We start from the raw sequence: 26230 nt of genomic DNA, 5'->3' as shown, positions 1-26230 counted from the left end.
TACAATCATAGAGATCATCTTATGTATATTCCATAATTAGACAGCTCGTGACTGTCCATTTTAAGAATAATGCTCACCAGCGATAAAAATTCCAGGCAGGTACCGGCGGTTCCGCTGTTGGTCGCGGATCACCATGTTCATTTCAGTCTGATTGACACGATAACCGGATGTCACCCGAAGCTCAGTGATGCCATTCGCCCTCTTTCCCTCACTACACCGTCATGAGAACTCAACCGTATGAATGCCGTCGTCGCTATGCCAGCTAGCTGGCGGTAATGCAAGGACAACGCGGCACGCAGGACTGCTGGGTCATAAATCGGCCAAAATGACCGAGAAATATCACGATGAAAGGAATGACAGTTGGGTGATTCTGGCAATTTAATTTTAGCCATTATTGGGGAGGAGTTTTGGGGAAGGCCCATAACAGTCGGGTAACTGTTATGGTTAAAAAGAACTGTTCTGTTTCTGCCTTCCATTGCTCCTCAGACTTAGAATTGCGCCAAATCAATTTTGCCTGCGGAGTTAAGCATGTTCGGTCTTGACGCGTTTCACCTGGCAAGGATCCAGTTCGCGTTTACGGTATCCTTTCACATCATCTTTCCGGCTATTACTATCGGGCTCGCCAGTTATCTGGCTGTGCTGGAAGGGCTATGGCTAAAAACGAAAAATCCCACCTGGCGATCGCTTTACCATTTCTGGTCGAAAATATTCGCCGTAAATTTTGGTATGGGTGTAGTTTCCGGGCTGGTGATGGCTTATCAGTTCGGCACCAACTGGAGTGGTTTTTCCGAGTTCGCCGGGAGTATCACTGGGCCGTTACTGACCTATGAAGTATTAACCGCCTTCTTCCTCGAAGCTGGTTTCCTTGGGGTGATGTTGTTTGGCTGGAATCGGGTTGGTCCAGGGCTTCATTTCTTTGCCACCTGCATGGTCGCACTGGGTACCATTATTTCAACCTTCTGGATCCTCGCCTCCAACAGCTGGATGCAGACACCGCAAGGCTATGAAATAGTTAACGGCCAGGTCGTTCCCGTCGACTGGTTCGCCGTTATTTTCAATCCTTCGTTCCCCTATCGTCTGCTGCATATGTCGGTTGCCGCCTTCCTGAGTAGCGCGTTGTTTGTTGCTGCCTCTGGGGCATGGCATTTGCTGCGCGGGAATAACACACCAGCAATTCGAGCGATGTTTTCGATGGCGCTGTGGATGACATTAATCGTCGCTCCATTGCAGGCCTTGATTGGCGATATGCACGGTTTGAATACGCTGAAGCATCAGCCGGCAAAAATTGCTGCGATTGAAGGACACTGGGAAAATCGCCCCGGTGAACCGACTCCGCTGCTGCTGTTCGGCTGGCCGGATATGGAGCAGGAACGCACCCGCTATGGGCTGGAAATCCCGGCGCTGGGCAGTCTGATCCTGACCCATAGTCTGGACAAACAGGTCCCGGCCCTAAAAGAGTTTCCTAAAGAAGACAGGCCCAACTCCACCATGGTGTTCTGGTCGTTTCGCATAATGGCCGGGCTAGGCATGCTGATGATCCTGTTGGGCGCGTTTGCCCTGTGGCTGCGCTATAAGCAGCGTTTATACACCTCGCGCCCTTTTCTGCGCTTTGCCTTGTGGATGGGTCCTTCCGGTCTGATTGCCATCCTTGCCGGTTGGGTGACCACTGAAGTTGGCCGTCAGCCTTGGGTGGTTTACGGTCTGCAACGTACGGCGGATGCGGTTTCTGCACATGGCGATTTACATATGAGCATCAGCCTGCTGTCCTTCTTTGTGGTGTACAGCTCAGTGTTTGGCGTGGGTTACAGCTACATGATCCGCCTGATCCGTAAAGGGCCACAGGAAGATGACCCGACCATTCCGCCGACAGGCACGCCTGCCCGGCCGCTTTCAGCCGCCGTCCTCGATTCTCAACCGGAGGCACATCGCTAATGGGTATCGATTTATCAGTTATCTGGTTTGTGATTATCGTCTTCGCCACGCTGATGTATATCGTGATGGACGGTTTTGATCTCGGGATTGGCATTTTATTCCCAGCGATTCAGGACGCTGACGACCGCGATGTTATGGTCAACAGCGTCGCCCCAGTATGGGACGGCAATGAAACCTGGCTGGTGTTGGGCGGAGCCGGATTATTCGGCGCTTTCCCCCTGGCCTATGCGGTGATTGTCGATGCGCTGACGATCCCGTTGACCCTGATGCTAATCGGCCTGATTTTTCGCGGCGTCGCGTTCGAGTTTCGCTTCAAAGCCACACCGGCTCACCGACCATTCTGGGATAAAGCCTTTCTCGGCGGTTCAATCCTCGCGACATTCACGCAAGGTGTCGTGGTGGGTGCCGTACTCAACGGATTTTCCGTTACCGGACGCAGCTACAGCGGCGGTCCTTTCGACTGGTTGACCCCGTTCACGTTGTTCTGCGGTGTTGGTCTGGTCGTGGCTTACGCCCTGCTGGGGGCGACATGGCTGGTGATGAAAAGCGAAAATCCGTTGCAGGATAAAATGCGCAGTGTGGCCAAACAACTGCTGCTGGCAATGTTGGTTGTGATTGCCATTATCAGCCTGTGGACACCACTGGCACATAGCGCGATTGCCGAGCGTTGGTTTAGCCTGCCCAACCTGTGGTTCCTGATGCCTGTTCCGCTGCTGGTTGCGCTTATCAGTCTCTGGCTGTGGCGTTCGCTGGGGCAACATAACTGCCATACACTGCCTTTTGTATTAACGCTGGGGCTGATTTTTCTCGGGTTTAGCGGGCTGGGGATCAGTATCTGGCCACATATCATTCCACCGTCTATTACGCTCTGGCAGGCGGCGGCTCCGGCACAAAGTCAGGGCTTTATGTTGGTTGGCGCACTGCTGATTATCCCGATAATCCTGGTGTACACCTTCTGGAGCTACTACGTTTTCCGCGGGAAAGTTCAACATGGTGAGGGGTATCATTGATGCAACAAACAATCTGGAAACGCCTGATGTGGCTGGTGATCCTCTGGGGAGGCAGCGTGCTGGCCCTGGCCGCCGTTGGTATGTTCTTTCGTCTCCTGATGACAGCCGCCGGATTTAAGTCCTGATACTCTCCTTGCAAACAACCGGGCAGCACTGTATTGCCCGGTTGTGACAAATCCCAACACTGGCTAAACAAATATGTAAAAAACATCGAAATGGCAAAACAGAGATTGTCATTAACCCGATTAAAATATTGAATAGTCACCAGGCGAAATTATCGCCAATTCCGCAGCTAACGTACCAGAGGGTGCATGATGTTTAAGAAAGGGTTAACGGTGTTATTGCTGGCCAGCGCGCTTTTTTCCGGTCAACTTTTCGCTACTAATCAGGGACATGAATATCTTCAGGTGCAGGATGCCGATCACTTACTACGACACACGGCCGACAGCGATGAGCTGCGAGTGACGGCGGAAGAATCCGCCGCCGATCTTCGTGAACACCATCACTGGCAAAAATCACGCAAACCTGATACACATCTGAGTTAACGATTAACCTTTGCGCTTCGGCAGTGTCTTCATCAGTTCTTCTGGACTGACCGAAGCCACGACGCTGCCCGGCAACGGCATCTTCAGAATGTGGTGCTTCATCTTGCCGATTACGTGCATTTCGCACGGTCGGCAATCAAATTTCAGCGTCAGGACTTCATCGCCGTTAACCAGTTGCATCGGTGTTGCTTTCCAGCTTTTGATGTTACCTTTCGCCTGTTTCGGACACAGGTTAAAGGCGAAACGCAGGCAATGTTTGGTGATCATCACCGGCACTTCGCCCTTTTCTTCATGTGCTTCATAGGCTGCATCAATCAACTGAACGCCATAACGGTGATAAAACTCACGCGCTTTTTGGTTGTAGACGTTAGCCAGGAAACTCAAGTGCGTTTGTGGATAAACCGGCGCTGGCTGAGATACCGGTTTGCGGCTACCGCGCTGATAGCTTTGCAGGCGCGCTGCATCCAGCATATCAACGGCTTCACGCCGGAACTGATTTAGTTGACCGTTTGGCACAAACAGTGCGCCCGGCAGATTCATCTGAATATTACGGGCGTAGTACATCGTCTGACCAAGTTTTGCCAGTCCGTCCTGTAGGTTACTCAACGCTTTTTCCGCATTGTTCGCTTCCTCAAACTGGCCGTCCAACGTATGGGTGATACTCACGCCCTCTTCACTGGTGAGCGTCAGAATCAACTGCTCCTGCCAGCCGCCGAGCTCAATATCGATCGCAACACGGCGTTCGCTGGAAGTTTTTGTTAACGCTTGCTGCCAGTTATGATCGAGGTTGCGATTCAGCGGATGATGCGGACGCACTTTGTGCAGGTCGGCGGGCATTTCATTCGGCCATACCCGATAACGATTGTTCCCCGTTTTTTCCACGATGTTGGCGCGAAATCCAACAACCTCACGTTTGATTAACACGTTCAGGCCATCCCCGTTTGCCAGCGGTTCGGTCACTTCAACATCGAGATGATCTTTCGCCACCTTCAGGACTTCGCCGACCGGCAAACCGATAAATTTTGGTGAGTCGAATGCGCCGATATCCCCTTTACGGGCATTCACAAAATAATCGGTGCTGCCGCGATGGAAGGTTTTCTCTGTGGATGGAGTAAAGAAATGTTCGGTACGTCCCGCTGATGAACGGGCCAGATCGCCGCGCTCTTCAATAATGGCGTCGAGCATCTGGCGATAATGCGCGGTAATATTCTTCACATAACTCATGTCCTTATAGCGCCCTTCAATTTTGAAGGAACGCACACCTGCGTCAATCAACGCGCCCAGGTTGGCGGTCTGATCGTTATCTTTCATCGACAACAGATGTTTTTCATAGGACACCACGCGTCCCTGATCGTCTTTCAGGGTATACGGCAGACGGCAAGCCTGGGAACAGTCGCCGCGGTTAGCGCTGCGTCCGGTTTGCGCATGTGAAATATAACACTGCCCTGAATAGGCAACGCACAGCGCACCGTGAATGAAAAACTCAATGGTCGCATCAGTAGCCTGATGGATAGCGCTAATCTGCTCAAGGCTCAGTTCGCGCGCCAGCACAATCTGGGTGAATCCCACATCGGATAGAAATTTCGCCTTCTCAACGCTGCGAATATCGCACTGGGTGCTGGCGTGCAGTTCAATCGGGGGAATATCCAGTTCCAGAATCCCCATATCCTGCACGATCAGGGCATCAACGCCGGTCTGATACAGATCGGTAATTAACCGTTGTGCGGGCTCCAGCTCATCATCATGCAAGATCGTGTTTAGCGTCACAAAGATTTTTGCCCCGTAACGATGGGCAAAAGGCACTAATTCGGCTATATCTTTCAGGCTATTACTGGCGTTATGACGCGCGCCAAAACCTGGTCCACCAATGTAAACGGCGTCTGCGCCGTGCAAAATGGCTTCGCGCGCAATGGCGGTATCCCGAGCCGGGCTTAACAATTCAAGGTGATGAGGCTGCTGGCGCATACAGTTGTTACCATCCACAAGCGGTAAAAATGGCGGTTATTGTAGTCACAAGCGCGGCGTTTCGAAATAGTTTTCCCGATTAACCGCGTGGGTAATGGATCAGCGAGTGAAAATGAACCGTTTGCTCGCTACTGTTACGGTAGCTATGTGCCGTATCTCCGGCGAAACGGACACCTTCACCGGATTTAAGGGTGCGCCACTGCCCCTCAATACACATATCCAGCAGACCACTAATCACCACCACGTGCTCAATTACGCCGGTTTCATGCGGAGTAGATTCACTGAGCGCGCCGGGTGCCAGCAGTATCGAAAAATGATCGAAGCACAGTTGCGGATCCCACGGGAACAACGGTGTGACGACCATCGCCTGCTGCTGGGGATCGAATGTTAGCGTGCCGTCTGACTCTGGTGGTGAAATAAACGTTGAAAACGGGACGTTCAGTCCGGTGGCTATTTTCCACAATGTTGCCACCGTTGGACTGGATTCGTTGCGCTCAATCTGCCCCAGCATCGCTTTTGACACGCCAGTTTCCTCCGCCAGACGCGAAAGGCTCCATTCACGCTGGTGACGTAGCGTCTTGAGCGTTGTGGCCAGATAGTGGGTTAAGTTGTCCATTTTTCTCCTTCGTCGCTCTCCTTTCTCGGGGCTACAGCTTAGCACTTGTACGCTATAACGCACAGTGCTACAGTGACTGACCGTTATAACGCACGCGGAGTTGCTATGCGCACATTTTCCATCCCCTTGCCTACAGTTTTGTCGGGTTTTGTGGCTGTCCTGGTCGGCTACGCCAGTTCAGCGGCCATTATCTGGCAAGCGGCGCTGGCCGCAGGTGCGACGACTGGGCAAATTGCGGGTTGGATGACCGCGCTGGGAATAGCGATGGGCGTTAGCACGCTGGCGCTGACATTATGGTATCGCGCCCCTGTTCTCACCGCATGGTCAACGCCCGGCGCCGCACTGCTGGTTACGGGCCTGCAAGGAGTAACGATTCAGGATGCGATCGGTATTTTTATCGTGGCTAACGCCTTAATTGTGCTGTGTGGCGTAACCGGACTCTTTGCCCGACTGATGAAAATAATCCCTCACTCGCTGGCGTCAGCAATGCTGGCCGGGATCCTGCTACGCTTTGGCCTGCAGGCGTTCAATAGCCTTAACAGTGAGCTTATCTTGTGCGGTAGCATGCTGGTGGCATGGTTAGCGTTTAAAGTCATTGCCTCACGGTATGCGACGATCGCCGCGATGCTGGTAGGTATAATCATCGCGCTGATAAAAGGTGACATTGTCACTAATGAGGTAAGTTTATCTCCAGTGTTACCCGAGTTTATTGCCCCGCATTTTTCATTTGCCCACAGCATTAGCATCGCACTGCCGCTGTTTCTGGTCACCATGGCCTCGCAAAATGCTCCCGGTATCGCCACCATGAAGGCGTCAGGTTATGCGTTACCCGTTTCACCGTTGATTGTCTTTACCGGTCTGCTGGCGCTGCTGTTTTCCCCTTTTGGTGTCTATTCCATTTGCATTGCCGCTATAACCGCGGCAATTTGCCAAAGTCCCGAAGCGCATCCTGATGCCAAACGACGTTGGCTAGCCGCGGCAGCGGCGGGTGTCTTCTATCTTCTGGCTGGGGTGTTTGGCGGTTCGGTCACCGGGCTGATGGCAGCCTTGCCCGTAAGCTGGATCCAAATGCTGGCGGGTTTGGCGTTGCTTGGCACGATTAGCGGCAGCTTGTACCAGGCATTGCATCATGAAGCCGAGCGTGATGCGGCTATCATTACTTTTCTGGTCACTGCCAGTGGTCTGACGGTATTTGGTGTTGGGTCTGCATTCTGGGGGCTGATCGTCGGCGGTATCTGCTACTCAGTGTTGACGTTATTTCGCCGCGCGTAACTGCGTTGGCGTTTTACCCGTCACTTGTTTAAACCGGTTACTGAAATGGCTCGCCGAACTGAACCCACAGGCCATTGCAATATCCGACAGGCTGCGTGATGAACAACAGACCAGTTGCTGCGCCAGCGCCATACGGCGTTGCATGACGTACTGATGAGGCGCCATATTCATCGACTGGCGAAACATTCTGGCAAAATGGAATTCACTTAGCGCTGCTTCACCTGCCAGATCGCTCAACGTTATGGGATACGCCAGATGTGCTTCAATATAGGCCAGCACGTTGCGCAATGTGGCAGGCGCAAGCCCTCCGGTGACAACGGGAAGTCGCCATTGCACATTGCTGTAATGCTGGATCAGATGCGTTAACAGTAGTGAAGATGCTGCGCTAAGCGTGAGGTGATTGGCCGGTTGCTGCCAGTCATTACCAAGCAAAAACTGACGGTAAACCGCCGTGATCCCCGGGTCACTGCCAAACGTATGCTCGTCCAGCGTGAAACTATAGGGGCTTTTGTCCCAGACTTTTTCACCCACTTCGCGCAAATGGGCGTCTGTACAATAGAGATGAACAAAGGAAAGATCGTCACGAATATCCCAACTGGACTCACTCTCCTTCGGCATCAGGCAAAAACGGTCTGGTCCCCCGCCATTCTTCCAGCCTCCCGCCGTCTTGTGGTAACTCTCGTAACCATCTGCGATGTATAAACTGAGCGTATGATGATCGCAATACTGGGTGATGGTATCGCGTTTGTTCGACCAGGCCGCCAGTTGGATCCCTGAATGTAACGCAACCGACTCGTGCAGCACGGCATTGTGTTTGCGTAAGTTTTCAAAGGCAGCGTAGGGCTGAGACAGAGACATACCATCACATTCAAAATAAGTTAGCAGGCTTTCAGTCTATATCAGCTACATATTGTTAACAGCTTCCTTTTCACATTTGCGCGAAAAAAAGCGCAAGATTTTGCAAGTCCACCGCAATCGGATGAAAGCCCCCTGCTACCCAACGTGACACAGTGTGCGCCTGAAGACCAAAAAGAGAGAGTTGTATGAACGCACTATTGTACTGCCTGGTGGTAGTGATTTGGGGAACGACATGGATTGCCATTTATCTGCAGCAAGGGCCGGTTTCAGCGCCGGTATCTATCTTTTGGCGCTTTGCCGTTGCCAGCTCGGTGATGATAGTGATCCTGTTGCTAAGCGGTAAATTACGCAAACTGTCTGGTCGCGATCATCTGTTTTGTCTGTTACAGGGTGGATGCGTTTTTTGCTTTAACTTCTGGTGTTTTTATACGGCTGCGGCGTGGATTAATACCGGCCTGGAGTCGGTGATTTTCTCAATGGCCGTCCTGTTCAATGCAGTCAATAGCTTCATCTTTTTTGGTCAAAAACCACCGCTGCGCTTCTATATTGCAGCGGGTCTGGGACTGACGGGCATCGTGACTCTGTTCTGGCAGGATTTGCTCAACAGCGGGTTTAATCATTCACTGCTGCTGGGCATCGGTTTGAGCGCTCTGGGAACCTTCGGCTTCTCACTGGGTAATATGATCAGTCTGCGTCACCAGAAAAAAGGGTTGGAAGTACTGACCACCAACAGTTGGGCCATGCTGTACGGCACATTGCTGATCGCGGCCATTGCTCTGGTGCGCGGCGACAACTTCACGCCACAGTGGACATTCAGCTATCTTAGCGCGCTGTTATATCTTGCTATTTTCGGCTCAGTGATTGCCTTTGGCGCTTATTTCACGCTGGTAGGTCGCATTGGTCCCAGTAAGGCGGCATACAGCACGCTGCTGTTCCCGCTGGTGGCGCTGACGCTGTCAACATTGTATGAAGGATACATCTGGCAAGTTAATGCAATTGCCGGATTGGTGTTGATCTTACTGGGAAATCTGGTGATGTTTGCCCGACCGGAAGCGCTGATGGGTAAACTACTCTATCGTCGTCGTGTGGCATAAAAAAACGCACCATCCTGAGATGGTGCGTTCATCATTTTTATTGTGGTTTTTGGTTCACATCAAACATGGAGGCATCGGTCGCCATGTCATCAACAACTTTCTTCAACGTTTCGAACGCCATCGGCGTGCTTTCGTTGTTCAGGTCTTTACCTTCACCCTTACGTACAACTTTAATCACCGGTTTATTGGTCGCTGCATCAATCAACTCACCCTCGAAATAGAGGTTGGTATCCATGGTACGGTGACCCGTCGCCATTTGCGTTCCCGCAACGAGCAGTGCAACCGGGACCACTTCATAGAACTGCAGTCCTTCTTTGCTGGTCGCTACACCGGTAATCGCCCCGCGGAAAATCAGGCTACGCGGTCCAGGGGTCGTAACCAGAGGCTTACGCTTGCTGATGGCGGATTTCAACTGTGTATTGGTATAGGTCAGTAATTGATCAAGAACCTGCTGCCCTACCTGCGTAGTAGGTTTCGGAACCGGATAATACGTTACCGGGTTATACACGATGTTGTCATATTTGGATTCGTTGTAGCTCGGGTCAACCCAACGGAGTACCGTTTGTCCCGAGGCTGATTTTGTTTCCTTCAGATCAGAGTAATTTTTTAAAAACCCAGAATATTTATCCGGCTCGGTCACTTTTGACGCACAGCCGGATAATGCCAACAAGCCAGTAAGCGCTGCAACTTTAAATAAAGTTTGAGTACGCATGAAACGATCCCTTTAGTTTTCGCAATGATGCCTAAAAAGGATAGCAAAACAGTTTCATTTTGGATGTACTAAAAATGGTAAGCACCGCACAATTTTATCTCTGCGCTCAGCACAAAAAATGCTGAACGCAGAAAGAGTTAACCCAGACGCGAGGTTCAGGCAGTTTTGCGTGCCAGCATGGTGGCAAAGCGCAGTTTAATTCGATTACCGTTTTCATCTGTACGATGAAGTTCACCTACGTCTTCGTTATATTTCAGCAGATCCCACCCACTGTAATAGTTGCGTAATTCTCCGGTTTTAAACGCAAACGGAAAACCAACGGTGCACGGAAAATCATCAGTATCCATCGCTGCGACGATTAAGTTATATCCACCCGGTTTAGTACAACGTTGCATATTCTCAATAAGGCCAGGGATCGTTTTGGCTTCAAGAAACATCAGTACAACGGTAGAAAGAATAAAATCGTATTCACCCTCAAAACGCAACGCATTAAGGTCAGCGACCTTCGCGTTCGGGTTGGTCAGCCCCTCAGCCGCTTTGATGCGCTCAAGGTTAGCGATGCTCATGGGGTTTTTATCCCATGCGGTAACGTCATAGCCATTTGCCGCCAGGTACAGGCTGTTTCGGCCGTTACCGCAGCCCAGATCTAACGTTTTACCTGGTGCAACCACTTTTGCCGCTTCAACGACATCGGAATGCGTACGGGTTAAATCATATTTTTCAGTAAAGTAGTTTTCGTCGCAAAGGGTCATTATTTATCCTCAGATTTCAGTAATGCAGCACGCTCCGTGCGGATGAGCAGTTTCCCCTGCATCAGCAATGCAAACGTACGTATCAGTAATAATGCAATGATAAAATTGGTAAAAATAAACAGTGGGATAGACAGCGTATGAAAAAATCCTGATTCGCTGCCGTGTCCAAGATGCAATCCCGTTGTCGCCAGGGCCGACACGCCAAACGAGAAGCTCCAGAAAGACGCATTAAATGGCTGTGACAAATACCACGGCATAAGGCGTAGCATGAACAGAAGTTGCAGCAAACCATAGCCGAACAACATTTTGGCTAACGTATCCCCCTCGCCACCGTTGACGCTAAGCCAGGCGCTACAGGCGACCAGCGCGGGTGCCAACTGAATACCAAGTGAAGTCCGTAAAACCGTCGGCAGCTCGCCGCAGCTTCGTAAACGTTGCAGAATCACTGGCTCCAGGCTGAGCCATGAAAATACCCCGGCGCCCAAAAACACCAATCCGGCATCGTTGAACCCAAGTGCACCACAGGCCATGGCGCTGATAAAGTTATTGGCAACGGTTGGCAGATACAGACCCGGCGTGGTGGCCTCTTCCGGATGCTCCCCACGCCACAGCCCTGCCGTTTGCCAGGCTGCGTATGCCAGCTGTATGACCACGCCAATACTGAATAACCCAATCGCCAGCGGTCGATACCACGGAACAAATCCAATCGCGACCAGCATCGTGGTGGCCGGAAACAGACTGACAAAGCTACTCATCACCGGATGACGAATTTCCGCCAGTACGCTATGCGGAAAACGCAGTAAACGGCTCAGAAAGGCCAGCGTCAGCAATCCCCAGATGACCATTGCAAGGATGACTAAGCCATCACCAATCCAGTGGCTCACCGGCCACACCTGGCTGGCGTAACGCCACGCAAATCCCATCCCAATTGTACCCAGTACCATGCCAAAATAACCGGCCGGAAGATTGAGGACCCGTTCACTCTGTTTGTTCTTACTCATTTTGTTTATTTTTTAAAGTATATTTGAAATGCATTTTATGGAATATCTGCCGGTTTAGCCAGTACAGAAAACTTTGCTACGTTTAACTAAGGTGCGCAACATGGAAATGAGCTATGACCAAATACCGCCTAAGCGATGAATCTCGCTCCTTTAGTTACCTGGATAATGGCAATAAAAAAAGTGTATTACTACGCCAAATCATCGCACTCATTGATTTTAATGATGTTAGATCCGGTACGCTCGGTGGCTGGATTGATGATGAAAGCGTTCTGTCGCAAAGCGGTAATTGCTGGATATACGATGAGAATGCGCTCGCGTTTTCCGGCGCGACGATAACCGGAGACGCCCGTATTACACAGGCAAGCGTGGTCAGAGATGGCGCGCAAATTGGTGATGCCGTCTGGATTGACCGAGCAGAAATCAGCCATAACGCGCAAATACGTGACAACGTCACCATTCAGGATTCTATTGTTCGCGGTGAGTGCCTCATCTGCGGTGATGCACGCATTGTGTGTGACTCTGAAATCATTGCGGCCAGAGGGTTAACCCGTGAAAGCGACCAGCTCCTGCAAATTTACGAGCGGGCGGCAGTCAGCAATTCACGCGTGGTGCATCAGGCGCAAATCTATGGCGATGCGATGATCAATTATGCCTTTATAGAACATCGGGCTGAAGTTTTTGATTTTGCACGGATAGAAGGCAACGAAGAGAATAATGTCTGGATCTGCGATTGCGCCAAAGTCTATGGGCATGCACGCGTCATCGCCGGAACGGATGAAGACGCCATTCCTACCCTGCGCTACAGCTCGCAGGTGGCGGAACACGCGGTGGTTGAAGGTAACTGCGTGCTGAAACACCACGTGCTGGTTGGGGGGCATGCGCAATTACGTGGCGGACCGCTCCAGCTTGACGGTCACATCCTGATTGAAGGCTATGCCTGTATTCTGGGTGAAGTGCTGATCGAGCATCATATTGAGATAACCGATCAGGCCCAAGTTGAAGCCTTTGATGGCGATGCGATCCATCTGCGCGGGCCAAAAGTGATCAACGGCGAACAACGTATCACGCGCACCCCTATCGCCGGTTTATTCTGAAGAGCCATCAATGATGCGGGCGTAGAGATTCACGTCATGGTAATCGCCATTAAGGAACTCCGCCTGTTGCATACATCCTTCCAGTCGGAAGCCATTGCGCAGTGCAACCTGGTTGCTCTTGACGTTATCTACACGACATTTAATCACGAAGCGGCGAATCTCCTGGCGCTGCGCATAATGATGAATCATTGCCTGTAGCGCCTGAGACAGAATGCCTTTGCCCTGGTGCTCTTCACCCAGCCAATAACCAATATAAGCGGCTTTGTTCAGCGGCTCTATCTGGTTAAACGAGATAACGCCAGCCACCTCCCCTTGTTCGAAAATAAGGAACATTTTGGCGTAGCCGCGCTGGTGCAACATCATATTCCCCTGCACGTTCTTACGCGTGTCGTCCTCAGATTCGACAAACTGCGGCCAGTTCAGTGACTGTTGGAGCCAGGTTTTATTTTTAAGCACCAACTGATGCAGAAGGGTGACGTGGTGTTCTTCTACCGCCCGCAGTTCCAGCGCGTCACTAACGATAATTATTTCTGACATGTTTATCTCCTTTGCGATCGTAAACGGGGCATTTCTGACTGGCAGTAGCCGATATTACTCTGTTTAGCGCCGGGGATGTCTTATTTTTATGCTGTAACAGCAATCACTTAGAAAGAATCTCTGGCGTGGAACCCGTTACTCTGGTGATCCGGGTATCCCCTCATGGATAGACCGTAATGATGACAATAACACTTTCATTCTATTGCTAAGGAGCAAGCATGGCAGCACCTTTGGGTCGTTTAGCACTTATTCCGCTTTTACTGATTACCGCCTGTCACCAACCTGTTTCTACCACGCAAGCGGGCCCCGTTCCCTTTGCCGTCAATAAGCAACAGGTCGTGGATAATACCACGCTGGAAATTTCCCGTAGCGCGCTGGAATATAACATTCATAAAGTTCAGCAACTGCTGGGAGATAAAACCCGGATGTGCGCCATTCTTAAAGGCGACGCGTATGGCCACGATCTCTCACTGGTAACACCGGTGATGATGCAAAACGGCGTACAATGTATTGGCATCGCCAGCAACGAGGAGATTAGTACCGTTCGCCAGTCAGGCTATACATCGCAGCTCATGCGCGTGCGTAACGCGACGGAAAAAGAGATGCGCCAGGCGGCGGATTTCGATACCGAAGAGCTTATCGGTAATCTGGATATGGCTAAGCGTCTAAGTGCAATCGCTCAAGAGAAAGGTAAAACTATTCGTATCCATCTTGCGCTGAACTCTGGCGGTATGTCGCGTAACGGTCTGGAAGTCAGTACCGCTGCAGGTCTGGAAGAAGCACGCGCTATTTCCGCATTACCCGGCCTGAAAATTGTCGGCATCATGTCGCATTTCCCGGAAGAAGATGCGGCAGTGGTAAAACGCGATCTGGCCCGTTTCAATACGCAATCAGCCCAGGTACTGAAAATTACCGGGCTTAAGCGCGAAGATGTCACCCTGCATGTCGCGAATACGTTCGCTACCCTGACCGTTCCAGAATCCTGGCTCGACATGGTGCGTGTTGGCGGTATTTTCTATGGCGATACCATCGCCAGCACCGAATACAAACGCGTCATGACGTTTAAATCTGCCATCGCGTCGGTAAACCATTACCCCAAAGGAAACACCGTCGGATATGACAGAACCTATACCCTTAAACGTGATTCCGTTCTGGCCAATATCCCGACAGGTTATGCCGATGGTTATCGCCGTGTGTTCAGTAATGCAGGGCACGTGCTGATCCGCGGCCAGCGGGTTCCGGTACTGGGTAAAACATCCATGAATACCGTGATCGTCGATGTAACCGATTTGCCGCAGGTTGCATCCGGTGATGAAGTGGTGCTGTTCGGTAAACAGGGGAATGCGCAGGTTAGTGCAGAAGAAGTCGAAGAAATTAGCGGCGCGTTGTTCACTGAAATGTCGATCCTCTGGGGGGCGACGAACAAACGCGTGATGGTCGATTAACACCTAAAACAGGAAGGGCTTCCGTTTCTCGCAGGAAGCCCTTTTACACAGCAAGCGCCGTTCTACTTAGCTCTCACTGACACTCTCTTTTTGCAATATTTTGAGCAGATCTTCCTTCAGGTGGAGTTTCTGTTTCTTAAGACGAACAATGTCCAAACTATACCCCCGACCATCCGAACCTTCCAGTCTGGAGATCTCATGATCAAGGCTGTTGTGTTTTTCGAATAAGGACAGAAAGCGAGGGTTCTCGGATTTCAGTCGGGAAATAAGGTCTCTGTATTCTGGAAACATACTTTCTCCCTGTTAGTGGACAAGAACGTGTATAAGAAATACACACCCACAGAGTACCCATTTGGCATACAGAAAAATGCGAACAGGATCGAGTAAATAGTGTACAGAGTCGTTATGAGGATGAATGCAGATACGGCTCCCCATCAGGAGAGCCGTAAAGGGGGGGCTTAACGCATCTCGCGGTCGTCAACGTACTGACGTTTATCCGGCGCTGGCGGGAAGTACTGATACAGCCAGGTTTCGCTGATGGCGTCACCCTGACAACGCAGGAACATACGCATATCTACCGGATCGGTTGAGTCAGAGGTCGGATACCAGTCAAACTGAATGCGATAACCGTCGATAGGCTCCACGTAGAGGATCTCAATCTGTTTCGCTTCACCGCTGGAGAGCGTAATCACCGGTTCAATGCCTTTCGGCGCAGCCGCTTTTAGATCGCCACCAACGAAGTCAACGGCAAAACGACGCGCCCATTTTTCTGGGTAATGCTCGCCCGGTGCCCATCCTTCCGGGAAACCGCCCATGCCTGTCCGGGTCGCCATCACGCGAGCCAGCGGTGAACGCACCGGCGGCTGAGCGCTCCAGTACAGGCGATATTTGAATTCCAGCTCATCGCCGGCTTTGATCTTCTTGTCCGGCTGCCAGAAGCAGACAACGTTATCCAGCGTTTCGCCGGTCGTCGGGATCTCCATCAGACCAATGGTCCCCTTGCCCCACTGGTTGCGCGGTTCCACCCACAGGCTTGGGCGCTTGTTATACCAGCCCATGATGTCCTGATAATGGGAGAAGTCGCGATCGAGTTGCAGCAAGCCAAACCCTTTCGGGTTGTTATCGGTATAGGCGTTGAACTGCAGCTTTTGCGGGTTATTCAGCGGACGGCAGATCCACTCGCCATTGCCCCGCCACATCGCCAGACGATCGGAGTCATGGATTTGCGGGTGAATAGTGTCGCACATCCGACGCTCATTGTTGCCGCAGCTGAACATGCTGGTCATCGGCGCAATGCCGAGCTGCTTGATGTCTTTGCGCGCATAGATGTGGTTTTGTACATCCATAATCACCTGCGTTTTCTCGCAGTGGATCACGAACTTGAATGCGCCGGTTACGCTTGGGCTGTCGAGAAGCGCATACACGGTAAAAGAGGTTGCGCCCGGTTTAACCGTTTCGAACCAGAAAGAGGTGAAATCAGGAAACTCTTCTTTACTGTCGGTGTAGGTATCTACCGCCAGACCACGGGCCGATAAACCGTACTGATAGGTGTCATCCACGGCGCGGAAATAGCTGGCGCCCAGGAAAGAAACGACATCGCGGCGGGCCAGTTCTGGCGCTTTAAACACGCGGAATCCAGAGAATCCGAGGTCAGTCTGCCCTTCCAATTGTTTGGTATCCACACCCGCGTCGTTGTATTTAAACAGTTCCGGACGGAAGTGAATTTCACGCGCCATATGCGTACTACCATCAACCGAGAACATGCGTACACGGCGACGGAAGCCCATTCCCACGTGGAAGAACTGCGCATCAAGCTGACGATTTTCAACATTGTTCCACAGAGACTGCTCTGCGTCATATTGAATGCTGTTGTAGGCCTGCGGCGTCAGTTTCGCCAGCGTTTCCGGTAACGCGCGCGGTGCGCCGCCCCAGGGCTTCTGTGCTAAGTCATGGGCCATCGATTGCAGAACGGAAAAATCAAAACGTACGGTTTTTCCGTCTGCAATGTCAGACTCTGCCGCAAAGGCGGCGCGGGAAAAGAGTGATGCAATACCACTGGTTCCGCACACGGCGGCCATTGCCATTGAACCTTTAATAAATCGTCTGCGATTCATGCCTGAAAGTGAGTCCTTCTGGTCGTGTAAATGGTCCCGCGCCGGTCAAAATCAGCGGCAAGAGAGTGCACATTTCTGACCGCTCACTCTAGACAAAATTCATTAATAATCCAATTGTTGGTCGCCGATTATCTGTACAAAATCGAAAATATTTTATGTCGATGGGAACAGACCGAATCCCATGTAAATTCCGTTAAAGTAAACCACACCGACGTTTACTTCGCTCTTGAGCCTCCTGATACAGCGCAAACTCATCATAAACCGCGCAACCCAGCGCCTGTTCAAACGCGTCGCGGCTGGAATTTCCGTGGCTGCGAGCCTGTGTTTCATTACCCAAATTGGACTGGAAAATTCCTGCGGCGCTCACCGGTAAAAAATCTTCGTAGGTGATGGGTTGCGCAACCAGCCAGCCCCGTTCAATAAGCGGCTGTGGATCGTCATCCGGGCGAATCGCCTGCCGATGCGCTTCACCCGATGGCGTCAGACGATAGCGGAACCAGGCTAGCCCCTGCTGGCGCAGCAGGAATTCGCTATCCGGGAAGGACTTGAATACTTCCTGAAGGTGTAGCTGGTGCGTCAGATTGTCTTTCCCCGTTCCCGCTTTATTCAGCAATTCGTCGTACAACGCTCTGCCTTTCGGCGTCAGAGCCACGCCGCGCTGTTCGATTTCACCAAAACGTGCCGTGTGAGTGCCGCGCATTTCACCGGCAAACAACACCGGTTCTTCCAGCGCTTTGAAACTGGTCTGACGTAATAAAATCGGCACCTCGCGGCGCGGCGGCCCTTCAATCAGTATTTTGGGCTCAATGCCGCATTCCGGCATCATCGACTGCACCCGGTCAATATCCAGCGTTCGCGGTGTCAGATGGTTGATATGACAACCGGGGAAGCACACTACATCAGCAATCAGCCGGTGTTCGTTATGTAATGCGTGATAGGTCTCTTCATCGACCGTGGCGTGCTGATGCCAGCGGAATGTTTCCAGCGCTTCATGCACAAATTCTTGCGCCTGTTCAGATGTAAAACTGCCCTGCGCGTCAAATTCATCCAGCAGTTCGTGGCAACGGCGAGTGAAAATATCGCGTTTCGCGAGGATCTCAGCGGCTTTTTGCCGCAGCGCGGCGTTTTCGATTAGTTCGAGCCGTAATAACGAGGTGAATACCCGAAACGGGTTGCGCGATAGCGAGGCATCGTCGATGGGACGAAAGGCTGTGGAATGTACGGGGACGCCCGCCTGGGAGAGATCGTAATAACTCACCGGATACATGCCCATAACGGCAAACATCCGGCGCAGCGTAGAAAGCTCCTGCGCGGTACCCACTCGAATGGCGCCATGACGCTCAACGTTTAGCCGGGCCAGTTCATCCGCATTCGCCAGTTTTTCATGCAGCGTCGGATTATTTTCCAGTACCGCCAGATTCACATCAGCGACAAGTTCCAGCAACGTGCCGTACTGCGGGACTTCCTGCTGGTACATTGCTGACATTGCCTGCGAAAATTGTTCCCGAATCTCATCTGCCGTGATGGTGTTCGCCATAATGTCATGCCTCCAGTGAATATTACCTGGAGTGTAGAAAACGCCGCTGACTCCGGTGGGAAGAATTTACAAAGTGTGACCCCGCGTAAACTTCCCACCCATACAAACGATGAACAGTACCTACTGGCGTGGTTTCAAATGACTTTCCAGCCAGGGCAGCATCTGTTTTTTACGGCTAAGCATACCTTCTACCTTGCAAGGCTGCGGGATGTCTGAAAGTTCTGCTCCAGCAAACCATAAGCTGGTATCACCCAGATTGATGTCAGTGAGCATCAGCACGACTAACGCAGCGTTCTTTTCTTCTGCATAGCGCGCCATTTCCTGACGGAGATCGTCCAGCACCGCATCCACCTGTTGCAGCGCATACAGTTCAAGCTGCGCTACACAAACTGAATGCCCATGGATGGTGAAGGTTTTAATGTCTTTCTGCAGAAGCTCGCGGGCGCTCATCCCTTCCACACTTGTTTTGGCTGACAGCAGGTCGCGACTGAAAGCGTCAAGATCCACTCCGGTTTTTTGGGCCAGCGCATCAACCGCCTGGCGATCGTCAGTGGTCGTCGTTGGTGAACGAAGCGTGACAGTGTCACTCAATACGGCGCCGAGCAGTAAAACAACCTCAGCGGAAGATAACTGGTTGCGTTCATCCTCCGTCATCAGTTGCCACAGCAGGGTTGCGCTACTGCCGACGGGCTTCACCCACACTTCCGGTGGCAGACGGGTGACTAACCCACCAAGTCGGTGATGATCGATAATTCCCACCACGTTACTTTCTGTTAACGATTCCGGTCCCTGGGCCGGCTCGGTGAAATCGACCAGCCAGACATCACGATCGGTCAGTTCAAACGTCAACCGTTCAGGCATCGTCAGCCCCGCATGCTCAAAGATAAACTGCGTTTCGCGATTAGGCTCGCCCAAACGCCATGCCGTCGCCTGCTGGCCACGTAAACTAAGCCAACGCGCCGTCATTGCGGCGGTGCAGATGGCATCGCTATCGGGATTAAGGTGCCCTATTACATGTATCATTCATCAGTGCCTTGTGAAGAGAAATCGTTCAAAAGTAAACAATCACCAAAGTATAACGACTGGGCACACTCCCTTCCATGATCCCACCACCCAGCAATGCTGTACAAAACATAAGCAAAATAAATCAGTTGTAAGTAAAACATGATAAATGTTAATAATATTTTGCTATCAGGTTATCAAAAACAAACAACTTTACTTGTCACCGATACGGCTCTGTTTTTAACATCGCTTATGGAAAAAAATGTTCTGTTCAATCAGCGCATTCGCTTGCGCCACCTTCATACTTTTGTCGCCGTTGCACAGCAGGGAACGTTGGGGCGCGCGGCTGAGACCCTTAACCTGAGCCAACCGGCTCTCTCCAAAACGCTAAATGAACTGGAGCAACTGACCGGTACCCGGCTCTTTGAACGTGGCCGCCTTGGCGCGCAGTTAACGCTGCCCGGAGAACAGTTTCTTACCCACGCGGTAAGAGTGCTGGATGCGCTCAACACCGCCGGACAAGCGTTAAATCAGCGCGAAGAATCGCAGACTGATGTCGTACGGATCGGGGCCTTACCCACCGCGGCACTGGGCATTCTGCCTGCGGTAATTGGTCCTTTCCACAAGCAGCAAATGGAGACCACGCTACAGGTCGCCACCATGAGCAATCCGATGATTCTGGCAGGTTTAAAATCCGGGGAAATCGATCTTGGCATTGGTCGCATGGCCGATCCGGAATTAATGGTCGGTCTGAACTATGAATTGTTGTTTCTGGAATCACTTAAACTGGTCGTGCGTCCTAACCATCCGCTGTTGCAGGAAACCATCACGTTAAGTCGGGTAATGGAGTGGCCGGTGGTGGTTTCGCCAAAAGGAACCGCGCCTCGCCAGCACGCAGAAGCATTGTTGCAAAGTCAGGGTTGTAAAATGCCGCCAGGCTGCATTGAAACGCTGTCAGCATCGCTTTCCCGCCAGCTGACGGTTGATTACGACTATGTGTGGTTTGTCCCTTCAGGCGCGGTTAGAGAGGATTTACGCCAGGCGACGCTGGTGTCGTTGCCGATACCTACCCATGGTGCGGGTGAACCCATCGGTATTCTTACCCGTGTCGATGTGCAACTCTCTCAGGCCGCGCAGATCCTCATCGCCGCAATACGCAAAACCGTACCGTTTTGATGCCAAATATTAAGGGACCATCAGGTCCCTTAATTTATTGTTAAAACGTTTCCCAGTTATCCCCACTGGCCGTTGCCGTCTGCGGACGCGAATGGTCAGACGTAGTGGTTACGGGAGGGCGTTTAATTGCACTCGTTCCCGTTAAGCGAAATGTACCTACGGCTTCCGTTAAGCGCGCCGCCTGCTCTTCGAGAGAGGCCGCCGCAGCCGATGCTTCTTCAACCAGCGAGGCATTTTGCTGCGTAACTTTATCCATTTCTGATATCGCCTGGCTCACCTGTACGATACCCCGACTCTGCTCATCAGAAGCCGCCGCGATTTCCAGCATGATATCGGTCACGCGTTTTACCGCATCGACAATATCCGTCATCGTATTGCCCGCCGCGACGACTTCTCCGGAGCCCTGGTCAATCAGTCGGACTGATTCGCTGATCAATCCTTCAATCTCTTTTGCCGCCTGAGCGCTGCGGCTTGCCAGCGTACGGACCTCACTAGCGACCACGGCAAATCCACGCCCCTGCTCTCCTGCCCGCGCCGCCTCAACCGCCGCGTTCAGCGCCAGGATATTGGTCTGGAAAGCAATGCTATTAATCACGGCTGTGATTTCGGAGATTTTCTTCGAACTCGTTGAGATATTGCCCATGGTTTTCACCACGCCAGAAACCATCTGACCGCCCCGACTGGCCTTCCCGGACGCATCTTCTGCCAGCTTGCTTGCGTGATGCGCGTTGTCGGCGTTTTGCTTCACCGTGGCGGTCAGCTCTTCCATGCTGGCTGCCGTTTGTTCAATCGCTGCGGCCTGTTGTTCAGTACGTGAAGACAAATCGGTATTACCCGCCGAAATCTCACTAGTACCGCGGTATATTTCTTCCGCACCCTGACGTACCGTACCCACCGTTTTCCCCAACGATCGTTGCATTGTCTGCAGATGGCGGCTCAGGCGACCAATTTCGCTGCGCCCGGTCGGTTCATCTTGCATGGTCAGATCGCCCGCGGAAATTTGCTCAATACGCTTGGCCGCGCGTAACAGAGGATGAATGACCGTGCGGCGCAGAACAATGAACGTCATTACGGTCAGCGCCAGCGCAAGAACGAATGCACCCAGCATAAAAGCCATGCCGAGCTGTGTACGCTGGTGCGCCTGTTCGCTTAACTGGTTCGCCCTTGCGGTACGAATGTCGATCGCTTTTAACAACACCTTGTTGTAAGCAGAGTCCAGCGGTCTGGCCTGTTCATTTTCATGGTTGATGATCGCTTCAAACATGCCGTTTTTAGCGTACTTCAACATAGGCTGTAAGCCGTCGATATAGGCTTTGAAGCTGGCGCTCAGTTCAGCATCTAACGCTTCATCGGCAGACGTTTTTACCGCGCGTGACATATAAGCATTGAAACCGTCCTGCGACTGCTTGATCCGTTTTTCGGCCTCGGCAATATTGGCCTTCATGTCATCCATTTCGGCAATACGGCTCGCCGCGCCGGCGTGGATCATGTTGATACGTGCGGTACGCAAATGGTTAGAGCTGTTAGATAACCCCATCCTGACCTGAATTTCATCGGTCACGTCGCGCTGATCGCGATCGGCCTGCATAAGAAAATAGCTTGCCAGTCCGGAACTTAAGGCGAATAGCAGAAGGATGCCACCGAGAATGGAGGAAAACAGCGGAACCAGCCGGATTTGATGCAGAAAGCCCAGTTTATGCTGGGCTTGCATCGATGTAGTGTTGTCCATGACCGTCGACTCTCTTGTAGGGTTTATGCGTGAAAACACGCCCGTTAGATAGTCATCGGCAATCCGGGAAGTTTACTTACCGTGAAAAGCGCCGGATTCGTCACACTTTCACAACATAATTCTAAAAAATTCAGGAAAGTGCCAGCGGTTAAATCCGCTGGCCAATGAATCAGTTATCGCCAAAGTGGATAACGGTACGGATGGACTTACCCTGATGCATTAAATCGAACGCTTCGTTAATCTGCTCCAGCGGTAAACGGTGGGTAATAAAGGGATCCAACTGAATTTTCCCACTCATTGCTTCTTCAACCATGCCAGGAAGTTGAGTACGCCCTTTCACGCCGCCAAACGCGGAACCGCGCCAGACGCGCCCGGTAACCAGCTGGAACGGACGCGTTTTGATCTCTTGCCCTGCTCCTGCCACGCCAATGATGATGCTTTCGCCCCATCCTTTATGGCAACATTCCAGTGCCGCGCGCATCACGTTAACGTTGCCGATACATTCAAAGCTAAAATCCACGCCGCCATCGGTCAGCTCAACGATCACATCCTGAATCGGTTTGTCGTAATCCTTCGGGTTGATGAAATCAGTCGCGCCCATTTCACCTGCCAGCTTAAATTTTTCCGGATTGGTATCAACGGCCAGAATACGCCCGGCTTTCGCCTGCACCGCGCCCTGAATTACCGCCAGACCAATACCGCCCAGACCAAATACGGCAACGGTGTCGCCTTCTTTCACTTTTGCGGTGTTATGGACTGCTCCGATACCGGTGGTCACGCCACAACCCAGCAGACACACTTTGTCCAGCGGGGCCTGCGGGTTAACCTTCGCCAGAGAGATCTCCGCGCAAACGGTGTATTCGCTGAAGGTGCTGGTGCCCATATAGTGATAAATCGGCTCACCGTTATACGAGAAGCGCGTTGTGCCATCCGGCATCAGACCTTTGCCCTGGGTCGCACGTACGGCCTGGCACAAGTTGGTTTTACCCGATTTACAGAACTTACACTCGCCGCACTCTGCGGTGTACAGCGGGATCACATGATCGCCCGGTTTCAGACTGGTGACGCCTTCGCCTACTTCAACCACAATGCCGCCACCTTCATGGCCAAGTACCGCCGGGAATACGCCTTCCGGATCGTCACCAGAGAGCGTAAAGGCGTCGGTGTGGCACACGCCGGTATGGGTAATTTTAACCAGCACTTCACCTTTCTTTGGCGGTGCGACGTCGATTTCGACAATTTTTAACGGTTGGCCGGGGCCGAATGCAACTGCTGCACGTGATTTCATTTGTCTCTTCCCATTATTGCGAGGTGATGATGTTATTTTAGATAAGCACGCAGAAGATGGCCGATTTCAGCCATACGCACGGCACGCTGGTCTGGCGTAGTTTCCCCACTGACCAGCTCGTCTTTCAGATGGATCTCAACCATTTCGCCCATCAGGCCATTTGATGCACCGCGCACAGCGGCAATTTGCTGCAGGATAGCCAGACACGGTTCGCCAGATTCCAGTGCACGCTCAAGCGCATCAACTTGACCGCGAATACGGCGTACACGGGTGAGAATGCGTTTCTTGTCTTCAGGTGAATGCGGCATACGCCCTCCAGATACTATAGGGGGGTATACTATCAGATTTGTTATTTGGCTGTAAAATATATGAGTGCTGATTATGTTAACGCATTGATTTTTATTATATTAGTTTGAACAACACACGGATGGGTTTTAATTGTGTAAGATGCTCCCAAAGATTATGTAAATTAATAAGACCTGCCTGAGCTAATATTGCTATCGTGATCATCAATGTGGATGCAGTAATTACAAGCATTAAGCGGTTAATGTTTCGTTGGATCCTGAACTGTTGCTTGTCCTTTCTCTCCTCAGATTCCCATGTGACAATTGTTGAAATAGCCTTGCCTTGTATATAATATTTTTCATCACTAAATCTGACATCCTCTGTAATTACAAGTGACTGGAGCAGCAGAAAGACCTTCCTCCTGAAATCTTCATTCTTGATATGTTTATACCAAAGCGTCCCGTACAATAGATCAATAACCTCATCACATGTCACTCCAGTGTGAGTTTTCTCTGGCGATTGATGTACATATTCGTTCACCAGCATCTGTAGCAACATTATACGATCAAGTCCATTCAACGCCTTGTTACTGGCGAATGAAGAAAAGAGATTGCTTTTTGCTCTCGCCAGAGCATTTTTTGCATAAGCAATACGCGTAAAATAATTTATTGCAAAAAGAAAAATCGAATCAAACCTTAACGGACCTTGCTTTCTCCAATGAATAATCTCAACATTCATTTTTTCAATATCATTGAGTGGAAGGTTTATTTTCTCCATATAGGCGTGCTGCTCAGCATGCCATTTTTCAAGCACAACATTTTTGCCTCTTAGATTCACAAGCTGATATTTTTCTTGTTTTACATCCGAAAAATAAACACCATAGTAATTATATACTTGATCATCCACATGATTTTTCAGAGTAAACCGTGGCAGAAAATAACGCCATAATCTACCTTTAGCTCTCGAAACTAAGGATTCTATGAACATAATTACGCTCTAACATCTTTAATTTGTCACAGTTAATGATAGTTCACTGTGCGAATAAAAAAGCCCTCCCCATTCAATAATGAGGAGGGCTTTTGTACACCGATTTAGTGCTTATCAGTGATCTCAACAACGACATGGCGATCTGGAGCAAGGCAATTAATCAGCTGCTGTCCGGTCTGCCCATCACAACTGGATCCCGTGACAGAATCACTCGAACCATGTCCTTGTGCAGTAATATTTGCAGCTGGCATGCCTAATGCGACTAATTCATCGGCAACAGCCTGCGCGCGCTGGGCTGACAGTTGCTGGTTATAATCTGCGGCTCCGGTGCGATCGCTATAGCCAATAACAACGGTCGCTTTGTCTTTGGCCGGTTGCAGACCGGGATTTCGGTATAACTGCGCAATCGCCGCTTTCCCTTCTGGGGTTAATGCTGCTGAATCATAACCAAACATCACATCAGATTTTAAGTTAAAACGCTGAGGTTCAGGCGCAGGAGTTGCGGCAACTGCCGGTGCAGGCGTAACCTCCGCGTCGTCATGCTGGCCAAAGCGATATGACAACCCAGCGGTAACGGAACTAACATCGCTTGATACGCCAATCTGGTTTTCATTACCCACATTGCTCACCCATTGATATTCCACGCGGCCAGCCCAGTTCTTGTTAAAGGCATATTCCGTACCAACAGCCACAACCGGACGCACACCGGTATCAAAGCGGTTATTGCCTTTAATATCTGACTCCGCGCGATATCCCATTGCCCCTGCACGGCCGTAGAGATCCCAATTATCTGTCAGACCATAACTTGCCTTCAGAGATAATTGCAGGCCCTGACTTTTCATTTGAGAACCAGATGCGCCATTTTTACCGTTGAATTGCATGTTGCCTAAATAGTCATAACCGCCTTCAACTGCCAGCCATGGAGTAATCTGATAGCCTGTAAATACACCACCACCGACGTTATCGCTATCAAAACCAACATCACCATATTTATTACCATTAGCCCCCGTTTGCTGGCTTGCGCTGGTATCAAAGTAATGCGACCAACCAAATTTCCCACCAGCATACCAGGTTCCCGCATCCGCTGCGGCAAATGCCGTAGTCGCGGTCAGTGCATTTGCAATAATGAGTGTAATAAGCGTCTTTTTCATAAATTTCCTATTATAGACTTGCCGTTTGTCAGTTAGTTATCTGTTAGTCGGCGCTACAATAAGATTTTTAATGAAGGCTGATAATCGTTTTTTTATTTATTTCTGGACAGTTTTAGAATCGCTCTGGA

At 51.1% G+C, this 26230-nt stretch carries 25 protein-coding genes; 9 read left to right on the top strand and 16 right to left on the bottom strand.

All coding sequences use genetic code 11. From position 1 onward, the window contains the following. Positions 1–528 precede the first annotated feature (528 nt). The 4 genes from OGY33_RS07410 (at position 529) to OGY33_RS07395 (ending at position 3487) form a co-directional block, all read left to right on the top strand. On the top strand, positions 529–1932 hold the full coding sequence (locus tag OGY33_RS07410) for a cytochrome ubiquinol oxidase subunit I (protein WP_060682173.1): 1404 nt from the start codon (positions 529–531) through the stop codon (positions 1930–1932). Then, positions 1932–2942 (top strand): cytochrome d ubiquinol oxidase subunit II, encoded by a 1011-nt coding sequence (cydB, locus tag OGY33_RS07405; RefSeq protein ID WP_048214147.1) that lies wholly within the window; start codon positions 1932–1934, stop codon positions 2940–2942. The genes OGY33_RS07410 and cydB overlap by 1 nt, the downstream gene beginning before the upstream one ends. Continuing rightward, positions 2942–3067, top strand: coding sequence for a DUF2474 domain-containing protein (locus tag OGY33_RS07400; protein ID WP_003020230.1), 126 nt, complete (start codon positions 2942–2944; stop codon positions 3065–3067). Before cydB ends, OGY33_RS07400 begins: the two co-directional genes overlap by 1 nt. 189 nt (positions 3068–3256) lie before the next feature. Then, on the top strand, positions 3257–3487 hold the full coding sequence (locus tag OGY33_RS07395) for a DUF2554 family protein (RefSeq protein ID WP_003020233.1): 231 nt from the start codon (positions 3257–3259) through the stop codon (positions 3485–3487). Between the two features lie 3 nt (positions 3488–3490). Here OGY33_RS07395 and rlhA read toward each other — a convergent pair whose 3' ends face one another. Together rlhA and OGY33_RS07385 are read right to left on the bottom strand one after the other, a co-directional pair. Further along, complete coding sequence (rlhA, locus tag OGY33_RS07390; RefSeq protein ID WP_191238487.1) at positions 3491–5452, bottom strand: 23S rRNA 5-hydroxycytidine C2501 synthase; 1962 nt, start codon at positions 5450–5452, stop codon at positions 3491–3493. A gap of 79 nt (positions 5453–5531) precedes the next feature. Further along, positions 5532–6068 (bottom strand): helix-turn-helix domain-containing protein, encoded by a 537-nt coding sequence (locus OGY33_RS07385; protein ID WP_048227578.1) that lies wholly within the window; start codon positions 6066–6068, stop codon positions 5532–5534. A gap of 105 nt (positions 6069–6173) precedes the next feature. Here OGY33_RS07385 and OGY33_RS07380 point away from each other — a divergent pair, with 105 nt between their 5' ends. Next, positions 6174–7340, top strand: coding sequence for a benzoate/H(+) symporter BenE family transporter (locus OGY33_RS07380; RefSeq protein WP_191238486.1), 1167 nt, complete (start codon positions 6174–6176; stop codon positions 7338–7340). On the opposite strand, the gene OGY33_RS07375 is transcribed toward OGY33_RS07380, so the two are convergent. Continuing rightward, the gene (locus OGY33_RS07375; protein ID WP_191239019.1) at positions 7323–8192 is read right to left on the bottom strand and encodes an AraC family transcriptional regulator; all 870 of its coding nucleotides are present in this window, start codon (positions 8190–8192) and stop codon (positions 7323–7325) included. The two genes, OGY33_RS07380 and OGY33_RS07375, sit on opposite strands and share 18 nt — an antisense overlap. A 191-nt stretch (positions 8193–8383) precedes the next feature. Between OGY33_RS07375 and OGY33_RS07370 the strand changes: the two genes are divergently transcribed. Then, on the top strand, positions 8384–9292 hold the full coding sequence (locus tag OGY33_RS07370; protein WP_032943534.1) for a DMT family transporter: 909 nt from the start codon (positions 8384–8386) through the stop codon (positions 9290–9292). A gap of 37 nt (positions 9293–9329) precedes the next feature. On the opposite strand, the gene OGY33_RS07365 is transcribed toward OGY33_RS07370, so the two are convergent. The 3 genes from OGY33_RS07365 to tehA all read right to left on the bottom strand — a co-directional run bounded on the left by OGY33_RS07365 (position 9330) and on the right by tehA (position 11757). Then, complete coding sequence (locus OGY33_RS07365; RefSeq protein WP_048227575.1) at positions 9330–10004, bottom strand: DUF3313 domain-containing protein; 675 nt, start codon at positions 10002–10004, stop codon at positions 9330–9332. Positions 10005–10159: 155 nt separating this feature from the next. Continuing rightward, complete coding sequence (gene tehB / locus OGY33_RS07360; RefSeq protein WP_191238485.1) at positions 10160–10756, bottom strand: tellurite resistance methyltransferase TehB; 597 nt, start codon at positions 10754–10756, stop codon at positions 10160–10162. Beyond that, complete coding sequence (gene tehA, locus OGY33_RS07355; protein ID WP_008784854.1) at positions 10756–11757, bottom strand: dicarboxylate transporter/tellurite-resistance protein TehA; 1002 nt, start codon at positions 11755–11757, stop codon at positions 10756–10758. Before tehA ends, tehB begins: the two co-directional genes overlap by 1 nt. 113 nt (positions 11758–11870) lie before the next feature. On the opposite strand from tehA, the gene ydcK reads away from it, so the two are divergent. After that, a complete protein-coding gene (gene ydcK / locus OGY33_RS07350) occupies positions 11871–12851 on the top strand; it encodes a YdcK family protein (RefSeq protein WP_191238484.1) in 981 nt (326 codons plus the stop codon). Here ydcK and rimL read toward each other — a convergent pair. Continuing rightward, the gene (rimL, locus tag OGY33_RS07345) at positions 12843–13388 is read right to left on the bottom strand and encodes a 50S ribosomal protein L7/L12-serine acetyltransferase (protein WP_048214139.1); all 546 of its coding nucleotides are present in this window, start codon (positions 13386–13388) and stop codon (positions 12843–12845) included. The genes ydcK and rimL overlap by 9 nt on opposite strands. Positions 13389–13606: 218 nt before the next feature. Between rimL and alr the strand changes: the two genes are divergently transcribed. After that, the gene (gene alr, locus OGY33_RS07340; protein WP_003833167.1) at positions 13607–14833 is read left to right on the top strand and encodes an alanine racemase; all 1227 of its coding nucleotides are present in this window, start codon (positions 13607–13609) and stop codon (positions 14831–14833) included. 66 nt (positions 14834–14899) lie between these two features. On the opposite strand, the gene OGY33_RS07335 is transcribed toward alr, so the two are convergent. From OGY33_RS07335 to OGY33_RS07320, 4 genes are all read right to left on the bottom strand, one after another. Continuing rightward, positions 14900–15124, bottom strand: coding sequence for an HP1242/YdcH family protein (locus OGY33_RS07335; protein WP_003833168.1), 225 nt, complete (start codon positions 15122–15124; stop codon positions 14900–14902). Between the two features lie 167 nt (positions 15125–15291). Next, entirely contained in the window at positions 15292–16947 is a 1656-nt protein-coding gene (locus OGY33_RS07330; protein WP_191238483.1) for a glucan biosynthesis protein D, read from the bottom strand. Positions 16948–17140: 193 nt separating this feature from the next. Continuing rightward, positions 17141–18484: a 2-oxoadipate dioxygenase/decarboxylase HglS gene (hglS, locus tag OGY33_RS07325; protein ID WP_191238482.1), complete on the bottom strand. Its 1344-nt coding sequence runs from the start codon at positions 18482–18484 to the stop codon at positions 17141–17143. Between the two features lie 120 nt (positions 18485–18604). Continuing rightward, positions 18605–19507: a manganese-dependent inorganic pyrophosphatase gene (locus tag OGY33_RS07320; RefSeq protein WP_191238481.1), complete on the bottom strand. Its 903-nt coding sequence runs from the start codon at positions 19505–19507 to the stop codon at positions 18605–18607. 231 nt (positions 19508–19738) lie between these two features. On the opposite strand from OGY33_RS07320, the gene pcaQ reads away from it, so the two are divergent. Next, positions 19739–20662, top strand: coding sequence for a pca operon transcription factor PcaQ (pcaQ, locus tag OGY33_RS07315; RefSeq protein ID WP_003020288.1), 924 nt, complete (start codon positions 19739–19741; stop codon positions 20660–20662). Positions 20663–20702: 40 nt separating this feature from the next. Here the strand turns inward: pcaQ and OGY33_RS07310 are convergent, their stop codons facing one another. The 5 genes from OGY33_RS07310 to ompA form a co-directional block, all read right to left on the bottom strand. Then, positions 20703–22391 (bottom strand): methyl-accepting chemotaxis protein, encoded by a 1689-nt coding sequence (locus OGY33_RS07310; protein WP_191238480.1) that lies wholly within the window; start codon positions 22389–22391, stop codon positions 20703–20705. Between the two features lie 169 nt (positions 22392–22560). After that, complete coding sequence (locus OGY33_RS07305) at positions 22561–23679, bottom strand: S-(hydroxymethyl)glutathione dehydrogenase/class III alcohol dehydrogenase (RefSeq protein ID WP_008784862.1); 1119 nt, start codon at positions 23677–23679, stop codon at positions 22561–22563. 32 nt (positions 23680–23711) lie between these two features. Then, complete coding sequence (locus OGY33_RS07300; RefSeq protein WP_003833178.1) at positions 23712–23987, bottom strand: metal/formaldehyde-sensitive transcriptional repressor; 276 nt, start codon at positions 23985–23987, stop codon at positions 23712–23714. Positions 23988–24081: 94 nt separating this feature from the next. Beyond that, positions 24082–24870 (bottom strand): hypothetical protein, encoded by a 789-nt coding sequence (locus OGY33_RS07295; RefSeq protein ID WP_191238479.1) that lies wholly within the window; start codon positions 24868–24870, stop codon positions 24082–24084. A 185-nt stretch (positions 24871–25055) separates the two neighbouring features. Next, positions 25056–26102 (bottom strand): porin OmpA, encoded by a 1047-nt coding sequence (ompA, locus tag OGY33_RS07290; RefSeq protein WP_008784866.1) that lies wholly within the window; start codon positions 26100–26102, stop codon positions 25056–25058. Positions 26103–26230: the final 128 nt, after the last annotated feature.

The organism is Citrobacter sp. Cpo032, assembly GCF_030332975.1.
Classification (GTDB): domain Bacteria; phylum Pseudomonadota; class Gammaproteobacteria; order Enterobacterales; family Enterobacteriaceae; genus Citrobacter; species Citrobacter portucalensis.
Note: the sequence above shows the minus strand (reverse complement) of the source record. Positions and strands in the feature narration are given on the sequence as shown.